The sequence below is a fragment of the [Erwinia] mediterraneensis genome, assembly GCF_900604315.1.
Classification (GTDB): domain Bacteria; phylum Pseudomonadota; class Gammaproteobacteria; order Enterobacterales; family Enterobacteriaceae; genus Pantoea; species Pantoea mediterraneensis_A.
In genome coordinates, this window is sequence record NZ_LR026978.1 from 959,480 (window position 1) to 975,559 (window position 16,080).

Consider the following 16,080-nt stretch of genomic DNA (forward strand, 5'->3'; position numbering starts at 1 on the left):
GACCCATGAAATCGAACTTATCACTGGAACAGGCGCAGGCTGCGGGCATCGCCAGCAACTATATCAACGCCCACGGCCAGCCACAGCGCACTCCGCCGGAGACCCGATTGCGTCTGCTGGCCGCGATGCATCCCGTCGCCAGCAGCGCAAAGCCTTTGCCGCCAGTAGCGATCTTCCGTCAGGGACAGCCTCTGAGCGTGACGCCCGCTGGCCTGGGCCGCTACCGCTGGCAGCTTGTCAGCGAGGCGGGCGTATGCTGGAGCGGCGAGGTGACCGGCAGCCAGCGGCTGCACCTGCCCAGCCTGCCGACGGGCTACCATCAGCTGACGCTGTGGCAGCGCAATACCCCGTGGCAGTGCCGCCTGATCGTGGCGCCGCCGCGCTGCTATGAGCCGCCAGCGTTACAGGCAGGCGAAAAACTCTGGGGCGCCTGCGTGCAGCTCTATACGCTGCGATCGGCCAGTAACTGGGGCATCGGCGATTTCGGCGATCTGCGCCAGATGCTGCAGGAAATCGCCCGCCGCGGCGGTGCTTTTATCGGCCTCAACCCGATTCATGCCCTCTACCCGGCGATGCCGGAGAGCGCCAGTCCCTACAGTCCCTCTTCCCGTCGCTGGCTGAACGTAATTTATATCGATGTCAGCACCGTGGAAGACTTTCAGCGCAGTCCCGCCGCGCAGGCCTGGTGGCACACTCCCGCTACGCAGCAGGCCTTGCAGGCCGTACGCGCCACTGATGAAGTGGACTATGCTGGCGTCACCCGCCTGAAACTCACGGCGCTGCGACTGGCGTGGCAGCAGTTCAGCCAACGCGATGCGCAAGAGAGCCAGGTTCGCGCCTTCGACGCGTTTATTCGCGCGGGCGGCGAAAGCCTGCGGCATCAGGCGCTGTTTGATGCCGTGCATGCCCGCCTGAGCACGGAGGATGCACAGCGCTGGGGTTGGCCGGTCTGGCCAGAGGCCTGGCAGCATCCCGACGCCCCGGAGGTGATGCGCTTTTATCAGCAACATCCGGATGAGGTGCGCTTTTATCTCTGGCTGCAGTGGCTGGCGGACAGCCAGTTCGCCGCCTGCTGGCAGTTCTGCCAGCAGCAGGCAATGCCCATCGGCTTGTATCGCGATCTGGCTGTTGGCGTGGCGCAGGGTGGTGCCGAAACCTGGAGCGAGCGCTCGCTGTACTGCCTGCAGGCCAGTATCGGCGCGCCACCCGATATCCTTGGGCCGCTCGGTCAGAACTGGGGCCTGCCGCCGCTGGATCCCGCAGTAATGCGTGCACACGCCTACGATCCCTGGATTGCGCTGCTGCGCGCCAATATGCGTCATTGCGGCGCGTTGCGTATCGATCATGTGATGGCGCTGCTGCGCCTGTGGTGGATCCCGCAGGGCGAAAGCGCCGCCCGGGGCGCTTATGTGCACTATCCCCTCGACGATCTGCTGGCGATCCTGGCGCTGGAGAGTCAGCGCCAGCAGTGCATGGTGATCGGCGAGGATCTGGGCACGGTGCCTGAGGCTATTGTCGATAAACTGCAGGAGGCTGGCGTTTACTCTTACAAGGTGCTGTGGTTTGAACAGAGCGCGGGCGCTTTTCGCGCCCCGGCACTCTGGGCCGTACAGGCGATGGCGGTGGCGACCACCCACGATATGCCGACGCTGCGCGGCTGGTGGCAGAGCGGCGATCTGACGCTGGGCAGCCGTCTGGGCCTCTACCCGGATAAAGTGATATTGCAGGGACTGTATCAGCAGCGCCGGGCGGCAAAGCAGGCGTTGCTGACCAGCTTGCACCAGACGGACAACCTGCCAAAGCGTAGCGGACAGCAGGCGAACCGTACGCCGATGAGCCAGGCCCTGAACCAGGGCTTACACCGTTATCTGGCCGATACCCGCAGCGCGTTGCTCGGCCTGCAGCCGGAAGACTGGCTGGATATGGCCTCCCCGGTCAATGTGCCGGGCACCAGCGACGAATATCCCAACTGGCGGCGCAAACTCTCTACACCGCTGGAGGCGATGTTTGCCGATGCGCATATCAATCAGCTGCTGCGCACGGTTAACCGGCAACGTCAGGGGGTAATGGAACCAACGGAAAGCGCAGCAGCGCAGTGAAGGCGTCGCGGCGACAGGGAGGTCGCAAACCGCTTCAGGCCCCGGTGCGTCGGGATGGAGATATCCCGGAATCGCACCGGAAGAGAACGCAGAAAAAGGGTGCGCCGTAGCGCACCAGGTCTTACAAGATCAGCAATGTCGAGGGGTCACCCCTTGCCTTTTACACTGCTGATAAACGTCGCGCGTGCCGATGTGGAACCAAGACGTTCCGCCTCGTTCATCAGTTTCAGCGCTTTATCGATATCACCCGCTTTCGCGGCTTTCCGGATGCCGTCGTTAAAATATTTCTCGGTGTCGTTCAGCATCGGCTCAGATTTCGCGGCTGGTGCCGCCGCCGGTGCCGGCGTGCTGAGGGTCGGCTGTGCCGATGCCATGGCATCGCTGGTGCTGCCCACGACTACCGGCTTCGACTCATCATTACCGAACAGCTTGCCGATCATAATGTTGCCACTGTTCTGCTCGCTCTTCACTTTCAGCGACAGCGTGCCGGTATTGACATGTTGCACCACCGGATCCGGCACGTCAGGAATAGCGTTACTGGCCCCTTCCGCGTAGAGTTTCGCCGGATTTATCATGGTGGAGGTTTGCGCCAGATCGCGCGTAGTGGTGTAGATCAGCAGATAAATCTGTCTTTGTCCCATCACCGGCGTCAGCTTCAGGGTGCCTTCCAGCCGGTTAGTGGCGGCGAGGCCCGGCTTCTGGTAGGTGAAATAGCGGCTGGGGAAATAAGCCGCTGGCTGCAGCTGGCTGTCCAGCACCAGCACGTTCGGCGCATAGACGCGTTGATCTTTCATGATGCTGGCCAGGGTAACTTCCAGCGAGCCCTGATCGGCGGGCAGCGCAATGGCAGCTACCGGGCCGCTGATGTCACCTTCGTTCAGGCTGACCGAACTCTTGTTCAGCACAATCTCCTGGCTCACCGGCGGCACCAGCGGCAGCCACGAGAGACGCTGCAGTTTTTCCGGAGCGATCGATGGCGCGGTGGCGACATTCTGCGGATTAAGCGTGGTGCTGGCGGCGAAGGCGGGCAGCACAGTAAAGCTCAGGGCCGGAAACAGGCAGAGTGCGAGTAGATGTTTTTTCATTTTTTTATCCTCAAGAGAAACCCGCCTCTCTCAGGCAATAGAGAGACGGGCTAAGGCAGGACTCAGGGCTGGCTATGCCCTGTCAGGTTGTTGTATTACCACCAGGCTTCCATCTGAATACCGAAGGAAATTTCGTCATTGTCGCCACGGCTGAAGGTGTGCGCGGCGTTATCGCTATAGGCAACACCAGCGACGGTGCCCGGCAGGTTGCCAACGTAGTTCTGATCGCTTGTCTCAGAAGAAGCGTAGCCCCATTTTTCATCCCACTTGGCATAGGTGGCGAACAAGCGGATGGCCGGACGCGACCAGATACTGTTGCCTGCCTGCCACTGCTGGGCCAGGGTGATTTTATACTGGCTGTTGCGGTCGCCGGTGCGCTGCGATTTAACGTTGTCGTAGCCCGCTTCCAGCAGGGTGCTCATAATCGGCGTCCATTTGTACATCGGGCGCACGCCCACGGTATACCAGGTGGTGCCGTTGTTGTTATCGCGATCCACGTCCTGATACATACCTACATACATCAGGCTCCAGGTGTCGTTGAAGTCGATCGCGCCGTGATCGATCACCCGGATCATCGAGCCGTTGTTATTTTCTGCTGTGCCCGGACGGCCGTTGCGGTTCTGGGTCATCGCATCGGTGGCGTACTGTACAACGAATTTGTTCAGGCTGGTGCCGTAGAAAGTCTGGGTATGCTCCAGTGTGGCCAACCAGCCATCATCCGAGGCATCTTCAATATTGGGGCTGTAGCCTTCGGTATCGTTCGCGCTGCCGTAGTCAAAGCCCAGCTCCAGCGAGCCACCGGGGTTCACTTCCATGCCGCCTAAACGCACGTCGAAGATGTCGTTGGCGCGATCTTTCGCCGCGCCGCGCGTATTGCCGGTCACAAAGGCCGAAGAACCGCCTGCTTCGCTGCTACGGGTCGCAGCCAGCGACAGCTTACCAAAGCCGAGATCGATATCTTCAATACCGCCGCCAGGACCAGAAATATCCCAGTAGTAGAAGTCGATCATATGCACATCATGGCGCTTGTAGTAGCGCTTACCGGCCCAGATATTGGCGCCCGGCAGAGCATCAAACAGGTTTTTACCCACCACGTTCATCTGACGTACCGCAGGGGAGTCTTCTTCATAGTCGTTCTGCTGCGATACGCTGTAGCCGATCATGGTATCGACGTAGAAGCTTTTCTCGCCCTCTTTCCACACTTCCTGGCCCAGCTCAATTTCCGCATAGGTTTCACATTCGTTGCCAAGACGGTACTTAGAGCTCGCGCCAGTTGCCTGGAAGCATTGTTGCTCACCGCCGCTGCCGGTCCAGCCGATGCCAGAACGGGCATAACCTTTGAAATCCACCGCACTGGCGTGCGGTGCTACAACTGCAAGGGCCACTGCCACGGCCAGAGGGTACTTAGAGCGCGTTACCATCGCTGTTCTCCTGTTATGATTTTACTGTTATGTGTGCTTCTACGCCGGGTTCGCGGTGTAACCGACGGCAGGCGCGTCCATCTTCACGAAACAGATGGCAGCGTTCTGGCGGCAGTCCGATGGCGTATTGGGCACCTTCTTCAACCAGCACCACGTCGTTCTGGCGGTAAACCAGGTTCTGACGCAGCGCAGGGATTCGGATATGGATTTGTGTTTCATTGCCCAGCTGCTCCACGACCTGCACTTCGCCTTCGAGCGTGACGTCGGCAATATCGCTGGTAAGCAGATGTTCGGGGCGGATACCCAGTGACATATTGCTGCCGACCTGAACGTCGGCGCTGTCGACCGGCAGCCAGACGTGCTGACGGTTAGGCAGTTCGACCTGCACCTGATCGATGGCGGTCGCGGTCACTTTAACGGGCAGAAAATTCATCTTTGGCGAGCCAATAAAGCCCGCGACAAAACGGTTGGCAGGATAGTGGTAGAGCTCCAGCGGCTTACCGATCTGGGCGACGCGCCCGGCGTCCAGCACCACTATCTTGTCCGCCAGCGTCATCGCCTCCACCTGATCGTGAGTAACGTAAATCATGGTGCGCTTCAGACGCTTGTGCAGACGCGAAATCTCAATGCGCATCTGTACGCGCAGCGCCGCATCCAGGTTAGAGAGCGGTTCATCCAGCAGAAACACACGCGGCTCCGCCACCAGCGTGCGCCCGATGGCCACACGCTGACGTTGTCCGCCGGAAAGCGCTTTGGGCCGCCGATCGAGCAGATGCCCCAGCTGCAAGGTTTCCGCCACCTGGGTGACACGCTGCGTAATCTCTTCCTTTTTCACGCCGGCCAGCTTCAGGCCAAAGGACATATTCTCCGCCACGTTCAGGTGCGGATAGAGCGCATAGGACTGAAACACCATGCCGACGCCGCGCTCTGCGGGCGGCACCTCATTCATCCGGTGACTGCCGATCAACAAATCGCCGCTGGTAATGGTTTCCAGACCGGCGATCATGCGCAGCAATGTCGACTTCCCACAGCCAGACGGGCCAACAAAGACCACAAATTCACCTTCGCCGATAGCGAGATCGACATTTTTCGATACTACCGTCTCGCCCCAGGCTTTAGTGACATTGCGCAACTCAACGCTCGCCATGACCCTCTTCCTCATTGCTGACATACTTTTATCTGCTCTGCGGCAGACAGATCCCGGCATCACTATGGGCAATAGAGCCAGGGGCGGCATCCTCCACCGGCACGCGATTTCATGGGGGAGGAGACGGGAGGAGGAGGAAACGCGGAAGGCGCAGCAGCAGCAGCTCACCAGGCCATTTTCGTGATCGCTGACGCATCCTGAGTGCGGTTTTTCTGTGCGCCAGTCCGTTGAAATCCCGGTAAATTGCCAGGTCGATCACAATCATCGCGCGCAGGGCGTAGAGCCGGGGAGGATGAGTTGCAAAAGCAGATCCGCACAATGAGGCGAGTACAGTGACCACCGCTTCCGCGTGTGACAGCAAAAAGGATCAGATTTATGACAAAGAAAACCGGCGCACCTATTCTGGCCCTCTCCGCCCTGACCGCCGTGCTGTTTTCGGCCTCTGCGGTAGCAAAAATCGAAGAGGGAAAACTGGTTATCTGGATTAACGGCGACAAGGGCTACAACGGCCTCGCCGAAGTCGGCAAGAAATTTGAGCAGGATACCGGCATCAAAGTGACAGTAGAGCATCCGGATAAAATGGAAGAGAAGTATCCGCAGGTGGCTGCCACCGGCGATGGCCCCGATATTATTTTCTGGGCGCATGACCGTTTTGGCGGTTATGCCCAGTCGGGCCTGCTGGCAGAGATCACGCCGGATAACGCCTTCCAGGAGAAAATTTTCCCCTTTACCTGGGATGCCGTGCGCTACAACGGCAAGCTGATTGGCTATCCCATCTCTGTTGAAGCGCTCTCGCTGATCTATAACAAAGACCTGGTGCCCAACCCGCCGAAAAGCTGGGAGGAGCTGGCGGCGCTCGACAAGCAGATGCGCGAAAAAGGCAAGAGCGCCATTATGTTTAACCTGCAGGAGCCCTACTTTACCTGGCCTCTGATGGCGGCGGGCGGCGGCTACGCCTATAAACTCACTGACGGACGCTACGACGTGAAAGATATCGGCGTGGCTAACGCTGGTGCCAAAGCGGGCCTGCAGTTCCTGGTCGATCAGGTCAAGGCGAAAACGTTAAATGCAGATACCGACTACTCCATCGCCGAAGCGGCCTTTAATAAAGGCGAAACCGCGATGACCATCAATGGTCCCTGGGCATGGAGCAACATCGATCAAAGCGGCATCAATTATGGCGTCACGCTGCTGCCGACGCTGAACAACAAGCCGTCGAAACCTTTCGTCGGGGTACTCAGCGCGGGTATTAACGCCGCCAGCCCGAACAAAGAGCTGGCGAAAGAGTTCCTGGAAAACTATCTGCTGACCGATAATGGCCTGGATGCGGTAAACAAAGATAAACCGCTGGGTGCCGTGGCGCTGAAGTCGTTCCAGCAAACCCTGGAGAAAGATCCGCGTATCGCCGCCACCATGGAAAACGCCCGTCACGGTGAAATCATGCCGAATATCCCGCAGATGGCGGCCTTCTGGTATGCGATGCGTACCGCCACCCTGAACGCTCTGGGCGGACGTCAGACCGTCGATGCCGCTCTGGACGATGCCCAGTCGCGCCTCAATAAATAATCCCACTTCCGACCGAGCCGGGATTTCCCGGCTCACCTTGTCAGACACGTTGTAAAGGGAAACCACATCATGTCAGGAAAACCGAAAGCGAGATGGCACAGCGCGCTGCTGAAAGGCTGTCTTATCGGGATCTGTTGTCTGCTGGTCGGCTATCTGGTGGTGCTGATGTATGCGCAGGGCGAGTACCTGTTCGCGATTCTGACGCTGATCCTGAGTTCGCTGGGCATCTGGGTATTTGCTAACCGCCGGGCTTATGCCTGGCGTTATGTTTACCCCGGCGTGGCGGGCATGGCGCTGTTTGTGCTGTTTCCGCTCGCCTGCACCGTCGCTATCGCTTTTACCAACTACAGCAGTACCAATCAGCTGACCTTTGAGCGTGCCCAACAGGTGCTGCTGAGTCGCCAGTATCAGGCCGGCAAAGCGTTTAACTTCACCCTCCTCTCTGCCGGTGAACGCTGGCGGCTGTTACTGAGCGAGGGGCAGAACAGGCAAAGCTGGATTTCGGAACCCTTCACCTTTGGCGGCCAGCAACAGCTGAAAATGAACAGCGTGACCACGCTGCCCGCCGGTGAGCGCGCCACGCTGCGGGTGATTACCAGTAACCGGCAGGCGCTGAGCCAGATTACCGCTGCAATGCCAGATGGCAGCCAGCTGGTGATGAGTTCGCTGCGCCAGTTTTCCGGTACCCGTCCGCTCTATATTCTGGCCGATGACGGCACTCTGACGAACCAGCAGAGCGGCATCCGGTATCGACCTAATGGGGAAAGCGGCTTCTATCAGGCGATCGATGCACAGGGCAACTGGGAGAGCGAAAAGCTGAGTCCCGGTTATACCGTGACCACCGGCTGGCAAAACTTTCTGCGGGTCTTCACCGATCAGGGGATCCAGAAGCCTTTCCTGGCGATCTTCGCCTGGACGGTGATCTTCTCGCTGCTGACGGTGGTGCTGAGCGTGGCGGTGGGGATGGTGCTGGCCTGTCTGGTGCAGTGGGATGCGCTGCGCGGCAGAGCGGTTTATCGCGTTCTGCTGATCATGCCTTATGCGGTGCCCGCGTTTATCTCTATCCTGATCTTTAAAGGCTTGTTTAACCAGAGCTTTGGCGAGATCAACCTGATGCTGAGCGCGCTGTTTGGGCTGAAGCCCGCCTGGTTCAGCGATCCTCTGCTTGCGCGCACCATGCTGGTGATCGTCAATACCTGGCTGGGCTACCCCTACATGATGATCCTCTGCATGGGACTGCTGAAAGCGATCCCGGACGATCTCTATGAAGCCTCGGCGATGGATGGCGCAGGACCGTTGCAAAACTTTTTCCTCATCACCCTGCCGCTGCTGATCAAACCGCTGTTGCCGCTGATGATCGCCAGCTTCGCCTTTAACTTTAATAACTTTGTCCTGATCCAGCTGTTGACCAACGGCGGTCCCGATCGCATCGGCACTACCACGCCGGCAGGCTATACCGACCTGCTGGTGAACTACACCTGGCGCATCGCCTTTGAAGGCGGCGGCGGCCAGGACTTTGGTCTGGCGGCGGCGATCGCCACGCTGATCTTCCTGCTGGTGGGCGTGCTGGCGGTGATCAATCTGAAAGTGACGCGCATGAAATTTGATTAAGGAGGCTGTTATGGCCATGGTGCAACCCAAATCGCAAAAGCTGCGCCTGCTGCTGACGCATCTGCTGCTGCTGGCGTTTCTCGCCGCGATTCTTTTTCCACTGCTGATGGTGGTGGCGATCTCGCTGCGTGCCGGTAATTTTGCCACCGGCAGCCTGATCCCGGAGCAGGTATCCTGGGAGCACTGGCGGCTGGCACTGGGCTTCAGTGTGGAGCAGGCGGATGGCCGTATTATTCCGCCCCCCTTTCCGGTTCTGCTCTGGCTGTGGAACTCGGTAAAGATTGCGGCCATCAGCGCCATCGGCATTGTGGCGCTTTCCACAACTTGTGCCTATGCTTTTGCGCGTATGCGCTTTAGCGGGCGAGCCCCCCTGCTGAGAGGGATGTTGATTTTCCAGATGTTCCCGGCGGTGCTGTCACTGGTGGCGCTCTATGCGCTGTTTGATCGTCTGGGCCAGTATCTGCCGTTTATTGGCCTGAATACCCACGGTGGCGTGATTTTTGCCTATCTTGGCGGCATCGCGCTGCATGTCTGGACCATCAAAGGTTACTTTGAAACCATTGACGGCTCGCTGGAAGAGGCTGCCGCACTGGACGGTGCCACGCCCTGGCAGGCGTTCCGGCTGGTGCTGCTGCCGCTTTCAGTGCCTATCCTGGCGGTGGTGTTTATTCTGGCGTTTATCGCCGCCATTACCGAGGTGCCGGTCGCCTCGCTGCTGTTACGCGATGTCAACAGCTATACGCTGGCGGTGGGTATGCAGCAGTATCTGAACCCCCAGAACTATCTGTGGGGGGATTTTGCCGCGGCGGCTGTCTTGTCCGCGATACCCATTACCCTGGTATTTTTACTGGCGCAGCGCTGGCTGGTGAGTGGGCTGACCGCCGGCAGCGTGAAGGGCTGACGCCGCCCATAAGTCTTCATCATTGTATGTTGCCACTGCTTCCTCAACGCGCCTTATAGTTGAGGTTATTTAGCGGCCTGCGGGCCGCTTTTTTTCTTCCCGCCTCTTCCTCTCGTGTCGCCGCATCGCCTGCGTGCTATCTTATTTTTCCTTTGCATCATCTGGCGGATATGAATCAATGACGAAACTGCGTGTAGGGATTGTGTTTGGTGGCAAGTCGGCCGAGCATGAAGTGTCATTACAATCAGCAAAAAATATTATTGAGGCTATCGATAAAACGAAGTTTGAGGTCTCACTGCTGGGAATTGATAAACAGGGACAGTGGCACCTGAATGAAGCGTCCGATTTTCTGCTGAATGCGGAGAATCCAGCGCTGATCGCCCTGAACCGCTCCGGCAGAAGCGTGGCGCTGATCCCCGGCGAGGCTCAGCAGCAGCTTATCGAATCCGGTAATGCACAGCCGCTGTCGCAGGTGGATGTTATTTTCCCCATCGTGCACGGTACGCTGGGAGAAGATGGATCGCTGCAGGGCATGCTGCGTATGGCCAACCTGCCTTTTGTCGGCTCAGGCGTGCTGGGCTCGGCGGTGAGTATGGATAAAGATATCACCAAACGGCTGCTGCGGGACGCCGGACTGACGGTTGCGCCCTGGATTAGCGTCAGCGCCAGCCAGCGGGCACAGCTGCGTGCGGATGAGGTGATCGCCCACTTCGGTCTGCCGCTGTTTATCAAACCAGCTAACCAGGGCTCATCTGTGGGCGTCAGCAAGGTCAGCAGCGCGGAGGAGTTTGCTGCGGCGCTGGATCTCGCCTTTAGCTTCGATCGCAAAGTGCTGATTGAACAGGGGATTCAGGGACGGGAGATCGAATGTGCCGTGTTGGGCAACGATCATCCGCAAGCCAGCCTCTGTGGTGAGGTGGTGGTACATGACGCCTTCTACTCTTATCAGACCAAGTATATCGATGCCGATGGCGCTGAGGTGGTAGTGCCCGCCGCGATCCCTGACGCCAGCAGCGAGGCGATTCGCCAGGTGGCGCTGCAGGCGTTCAGCGCACTGGAATGCAGCGGAATGGCGCGGGTGGATGTCTTCCTTACCCCTGACGACCAGATCATCGTTAACGAAGTGAATACCCTGCCTGGCTTCACCAATATCAGCATGTATCCCAAGTTGTGGCAGGCGAGCGGGCTGAGCTATACGGACCTGATCACCCGCCTGATTGAACTGGCGCTGGCGCGCCATCAGCAGGAGAGCGCGCTGAACAGCAGCATAGTGTAAACCGCAAATAAACCGGATATCGAAGATATCCGGTTTTGCACTTATTTCATTTCACCGCCACCGGCCACTGGCTGAGACGAATGCCGCGCTTGTCGGCATTTTCACCAAACGCCTGCAGCAGCGCTTTGACGTCGGGATCCATATAGGCCACGTTATCGTGCTCTGCGATCACCACACTGTTCTCCGGGATCGTCTCCAGCAGCCCCTGCAAATGCGGGTTGTGCATAAAGGTCAGGTTCTGCTGAATACGCAATACATAGTGATCGTCATAACGGGTGAGCTGCAGCGCGTTACGATGACTTTTCCAGATGCTGAACAGAACCTGCATGGCGATCCCCAGCGCGATTCCGGACAGCATGCCGAACACCACAATGGCACCAATGGTGGTAAGAAAGGGAACGTACTGCTGAGCGCCCATGCGAAACTGTTCAATAAACAGACGCGGCGTCGCCAGCTTATAACCGGTATGCAGTAACACGGCCGCCAGGCTGGCAAGCGGGATGCTGTTCAGCAGATCGCTGAACCACAGGCCACAGAGCAACAGCAACACGCCATGCAACAGAATTGAAAATTTACTCTGCGCTCCCGCGCTGACGTTAACCGAACTGCGCACGATCACCGCGGTCACCGGCATCGCTCCCAGCAGACCCGCCGTCAGGTTGCCGATGCCCTGCGCTACCATCTCTTTATTGGGCGAAGGCGGCGGATTCTGCGGACGCAACTTTTTTAACGCCTCCTGGCTGAGCAACGTCTCGAGACTGGCCACCAGCGCCAGGGTTACGGCGACGCCCCAGACGGCAGGATTGCGCCACGCCATCCAGTCCGGCGTTTCCAGTTCGCTCATCAGCGCCGCCAGGCTATCAAAAGCTGGCAGGCTGATGCGCGGCAACGTGCCAGCCAGCTCCGGGAACAGGCGGTTTCCCGCCAGCGTCGCCAGGCAGCCCACTACCACCACCACCAGGGGTCCCGGAATCCAGCGCAGCAGGCTGACTTTTTTAATCAGCGGAGTACCCCAGAGCCAGAGCAGCGCCAGGCCAACGCCCGCTACTGTCAGCGCCGTCGGAGAGAGTTGCGCCTCGCCCTGTAGCAGCGCGCCCCACGCCTGCTCATCGACGATGCCGAGCGCAACCGGAATTTGTTGCATAATCAGGAGAATACCAATGGCTGCCAGCATCCCTTTAATCACGCTGCCAGGCACCAGGCTGATAAAGCGCCCGGCACGCAGCACACCCAGCAGACACTGCAACAGGCCAGCCAGCACCAGCGCGGTAAGGAAAGCGGAGAAACTGCCCAGCGTCGCCATCGCGGCCACCACAATAGTCACCAGCCCGGCAGCCGGTCCGCTGACGGCGAAGCGTGAAGGACTGAAGGCGGTCACCAGCAGGCCACCAATCACGCCGGTCAGCAGACCGACAAAGGGAGGCAGACCGCTGGCCTGCGCAATGCCAAGGCAGAGCGGCAACGCTACCAGAAAAACCACCAGCCCGGCGGGAATATCCTGCCGAAGAGTATGCAGGCTCATGCTTGCGGCTCCTCTGCTGACTGATGGATCAACTCTTTCAGATGGCCGGACTGCAGGTCATAGACACAGCCGAACAGATGAAGCGTCTGGCCCCTCTGCCAGGCGCTACGCACTGGTTCGCTCGCCACCAGCTGCGCAAACTGGGCCAGCAGATTAACTTCCACCAGCTGGTTAAGTTTGTCGCCCTCCGTGGCGTCGGAGGCGTGATAATCCTCTAATCCCTGCTGCAGTACCCGGCGCAGTTCATGCATACGCCGCGTCAGGGGAGAGTCTTCATCGGCGAGCGCGCTTTCAGGCAGGCTGAGCGCCGCCTGGACGCCACCGCAGCCATAATGACCGCATAATACGATCTGGCTGACTTTGAGGTAGACCAGCGCATACTGCAACACGCTCATCACGTTGTCATCCTGCGTCACTACCATATTGGCAATATTACGATGAACAAACAGTTCTCCCGGATGCGCCCCGGTTAATACCTCTGCAGGCACCCGGCTGTCGGAACAGCCGATCCATAATGAATGTGGTTTTTGCTGATAACGATATTTTTCAAAGTAATCTGGATTACGCGCACGGCGCTGTAATGCCCAACTGCGATTTTTCGCCAATAAGGGTTTAAGGGTCGTCATAATTATCTTCTCTCTACTATCGGAAAAAGGGCTTCCGGGCTGACTACAAAGAGAAATAGCGCTGCGAAAGTTACAGGCCATCACCGCCAACAAAAATTACTCGCTATAAAAGACAGAAGTTTTAAAGAATAATTATGGATTGACGATATCGCCATATTCTACGGACAAAATTATCGGGTAAATTTTTATTAAGCTTATGTCTGTTTTGCGTAAATTTTCTTTATCCGCACATAATATTAATAAAAATAAAATAATATAATAATCAAAAAATTAAGAGAAACTTGCCGATAAAAAGGCTACGCGCAATTGACAAAGCGAGTGTACCAGGCAACAGTCGCGCAAAATAACCCGAAAAGCAGAAAGGTTTCTTTCCATTATTTTCCGTGTGAAATAATAAAAAATAAAAATAATCCACATGAACTATTTTGAATTTAATAATGAGCACCCTAATAAGGTAAGGCATTGCGCACTCTCTGTTATTAACATGGAAAAGCGAATATCAGACGACGCCTGTTTTTTCATCTTCCCGGCTATGCTGCTGAAGCCGCTCAGGTGAGCACCCTAAACAGCGGTCCGGGAACAGAGGCATCGCCGCTAAAAATGTAATAGTCTGGATGCAGCAATTTGCTGCGTCTGATAAAAGGAGAGTCCCGTGAGTTCACCTGTTTTGCCGCCGCGCCGCTCCCCCCTGCTAGAGTCCCTCGGCTGGATCGATCACGCTTTTCAGGCTGCCGGAGAATCGCCGCCAGCGGATGCCGCTTATGGTCATCAACGTCACAGTTCAACGGTGGTGCTGGAGAGTGAGAACGTGCCGCCCAAAAGCTGCGTCTCAGACGGCATTATTGGCGTGACCACGCGGCCGGTAGCGGTGTATACCGCAGACTGTCTGCCGGTGCTGATCGCCGATGCACGTCAGCGCCATGTCGCGGCGGTCCATGCTGGCTTACAAGGGGCGCTGGCTGGCGTCCTGTTCAGTGCTGTGGAGCGGTTAAAGGCGCTGGGTGCGCGTAACGACACGTTGTTTGTCGCCATCGGACCCGCGATCCTGCCCTGCTGTTATGAGCTGGGGGAAGAGGTACTCGCTGACATTCAGCAGAATCGCCTGTTGCAGCAGCCGGTCAGCTGGTCAGCAGAGCAGCCGCAGAACGTGCGCGCGGTGCGACCACAGGCGCAGCCCCGGCAGCAGGGGATCTGGTTTGATCTGCCGGAGCTGGGGCGTCAGATGCTGCTGCAGATGGGGATTCCCGCCGCGCACATCGACCTGCTCAACGTCTGTACTTATTGCATGGCGGAGGCGGGATCGAGCTACCGACGCAATACCCATTTCGCCAGTGGCTACCAGTCGCGTTACTCCTGGATACGCCGCCTCGCCGGGCGTTAATGCAGCAGCATATCCAGGATCAGCACACCCGCGAGGCCAAGAATCGAGATCAGGGTTTCCATCACCGTCCAGGTTTTCAGCGTTTCCACCACGCTGAGGTTGAAGTAGCCTTTAAACAGCCAGAAACCGGGATCGTTAACGTGCGAGGCGATAACGCTGCCAGCGCCCACCGCCAGTACCATCAGCGCCGGATCAGCGTGCGTGGCGGCGATGATTGGCATAACGATACCGGCGGTGGGGATGGCCGCTACCGTGGCCGATCCCAGCGCAATGCGCAGCATCGCCGCCACGGTCCAGCACATCAGCAACGGTGACAAAGAGGAGTTTTTCATCATATCGGCAATGTAGTTACCGACGCCGCTATCCACCAGCACCTGCTTAAAGGCACCGCCGCCGGCGATAATAAAGACAATCATGGCGATGGCCGCAATGGAATCGCCACACATGTCCATGACCTCCTCCATCTTGCGTCCGTTCCGCAGGCCAAGGGTAAAGACGGCGATCACCACGGCAATAAATAACGCCACGGCCGGGTTGCCGATAAATTCAAAAAACTGTCGCACCGGATTCTCTTTCGGCATGGTCAGTTCACAGACTGCCGCGAAAGCCATCAGCACCACCGGAATCACCGCCGCAAAGATGCTGGTCCAGAAGCCCGGCATTTCATTTTCCGGAAAAATTTTCGGGTTGTAGAGGCCTTCCGGCGGCGACTTTTCGAAGCCTTTCAGAAAGCGGGAAAAAATCGGCCCGGCCACGATAACAGTGGGCAGCGTAATGATGAAGCCATAGAGCAGCGTGGTGCCCAGGTTAGCGCCGAAAATGGTCGCTATCGCCGTGGGGCCGGGATGCGGCGGCAGGAAGCAGTGGGTTACCGACAGCGCGGCCACCATCGGCACGCCAACATAGAGCAACGGCAGACCCGCTGCGGCCACAATGGTAAACACCAGCGGCAGCAGTAACACAAAGCCCACCTCATAAAACATCGCCAGACCAACTATCAGCCCGGTAATCACCAGCGCCCACTGCAGGCGCTCTTTGCCAAAAGCGTGAATCAGCGTGCTGGCAACCCGCTGCGCAGCGCCGGTATCAGAGACCAGCCGGCCTAACATCGCCCCCAGGCCGAGGATCAGCGCCAGGCTGCCCAGCGTCGATCCCACGCCTTTCTGAATCGAGGTCACGACCTCCAGCGGTGCCATGCCTTCAGCAATCCCTACAACCGCCGAGACAAATATCAGCGCGATAAAACCGTTGACCTTAAAAATAATCATTAATATCAACAGCAGAATGACACCAAGCACAATGATCGTAATGGGCATTTTGTTTTCCTTATTTTTGTCCGGAAGAGAGGTAAGGTTCAGGTGCTGCACCGGTAACAACCAGGGTAATGATGCACCAGGTATAACGCTCGCTTTGTGACGTGGCAAAAATGACCATCAAACAGGCGA

Annotated in this window: 12 protein-coding genes; 6 read left to right on the plus strand and 6 right to left on the minus strand. The window is 57.8% G+C overall.

What is annotated here, in order from left to right:
• Positions 1–5: 5 nt before the first annotated feature.
• Entirely contained in the window at positions 6–2,099 is a 2,094-nt protein-coding gene (gene malQ, locus E0E17_RS04505) for a 4-alpha-glucanotransferase (protein WP_130831916.1), read from the plus strand.
• Positions 2,100–2,245: 146 nt separating this feature from the next.
• Here malQ and malM read toward each other — a convergent pair whose 3' ends face one another.
• From malM to malK, 3 genes are all read right to left on the minus strand, one after another.
• The gene (gene malM / locus E0E17_RS04510) at positions 2,246–3,184 is read right to left on the minus strand and encodes a maltose operon protein MalM (protein ID WP_130831918.1); all 939 of its coding nucleotides are present in this window, start codon (positions 3,182–3,184) and stop codon (positions 2,246–2,248) included.
• 95 nt (positions 3,185–3,279) lie between these two features.
• Positions 3,280–4,605 (minus strand): maltoporin, encoded by a 1,326-nt coding sequence (locus E0E17_RS04515; RefSeq protein ID WP_130831920.1) that lies wholly within the window; start codon positions 4,603–4,605, stop codon positions 3,280–3,282.
• Positions 4,606–4,618: 13 nt separating this feature from the next.
• Complete coding sequence (malK, locus tag E0E17_RS04520; protein WP_130831922.1) at positions 4,619–5,752, minus strand: maltose/maltodextrin ABC transporter ATP-binding protein MalK; 1,134 nt, start codon at positions 5,750–5,752, stop codon at positions 4,619–4,621.
• A gap of 375 nt (positions 5,753–6,127) precedes the next feature.
• On the opposite strand from malK, the gene malE reads away from it, so the two are divergent.
• From malE to ddlA, 4 genes are all read left to right on the plus strand, one after another.
• Positions 6,128–7,318, plus strand: coding sequence for a maltose/maltodextrin ABC transporter substrate-binding protein MalE (gene malE / locus E0E17_RS04525; protein ID WP_130831924.1), 1,191 nt, complete (start codon positions 6,128–6,130; stop codon positions 7,316–7,318).
• Positions 7,319–7,387: 69 nt separating this feature from the next.
• The gene (gene malF / locus E0E17_RS04530; protein ID WP_130831926.1) at positions 7,388–8,929 is read left to right on the plus strand and encodes a maltose ABC transporter permease MalF; all 1,542 of its coding nucleotides are present in this window, start codon (positions 7,388–7,390) and stop codon (positions 8,927–8,929) included.
• 10 nt (positions 8,930–8,939) lie between these two features.
• Positions 8,940–9,830: a maltose ABC transporter permease MalG gene (malG, locus tag E0E17_RS04535; protein ID WP_130831928.1), complete on the plus strand. Its 891-nt coding sequence runs from the start codon at positions 8,940–8,942 to the stop codon at positions 9,828–9,830.
• Between the two features lie 178 nt (positions 9,831–10,008).
• On the plus strand, positions 10,009–11,106 hold the full coding sequence (gene ddlA / locus E0E17_RS04540; RefSeq protein WP_130831930.1) for a D-alanine--D-alanine ligase: 1,098 nt from the start codon (positions 10,009–10,011) through the stop codon (positions 11,104–11,106).
• Between the two features lie 46 nt (positions 11,107–11,152).
• Here ddlA and E0E17_RS04545 read toward each other — a convergent pair whose 3' ends face one another.
• Positions 11,153–12,622, minus strand: a complete 1,470-nt coding sequence (locus tag E0E17_RS04545; protein ID WP_237680816.1) for a SulP family inorganic anion transporter — start codon at positions 12,620–12,622, stop codon at positions 11,153–11,155.
• 2 nt (positions 12,623–12,624) lie between these two features.
• Positions 12,625–13,260: a carbonic anhydrase gene (locus tag E0E17_RS04550; protein ID WP_130835465.1), complete on the minus strand. Its 636-nt coding sequence runs from the start codon at positions 13,258–13,260 to the stop codon at positions 12,625–12,627.
• Between the two features lie 646 nt (positions 13,261–13,906).
• Here E0E17_RS04550 and E0E17_RS04555 point away from each other — a divergent pair.
• Positions 13,907–14,635 (plus strand): purine nucleoside phosphorylase YfiH/LACC1 family protein, encoded by a 729-nt coding sequence (locus tag E0E17_RS04555; protein ID WP_237680761.1) that lies wholly within the window; start codon positions 13,907–13,909, stop codon positions 14,633–14,635.
• On the opposite strand, the gene E0E17_RS04560 is transcribed toward E0E17_RS04555, so the two are convergent.
• Entirely contained in the window at positions 14,632–15,951 is a 1,320-nt protein-coding gene (locus E0E17_RS04560) for a gluconate:H+ symporter (RefSeq protein ID WP_130831935.1), read from the minus strand. The genes E0E17_RS04555 and E0E17_RS04560 overlap by 4 nt on opposite strands.
• Between the last annotated feature and the right edge of the window lie 129 nt (positions 15,952–16,080).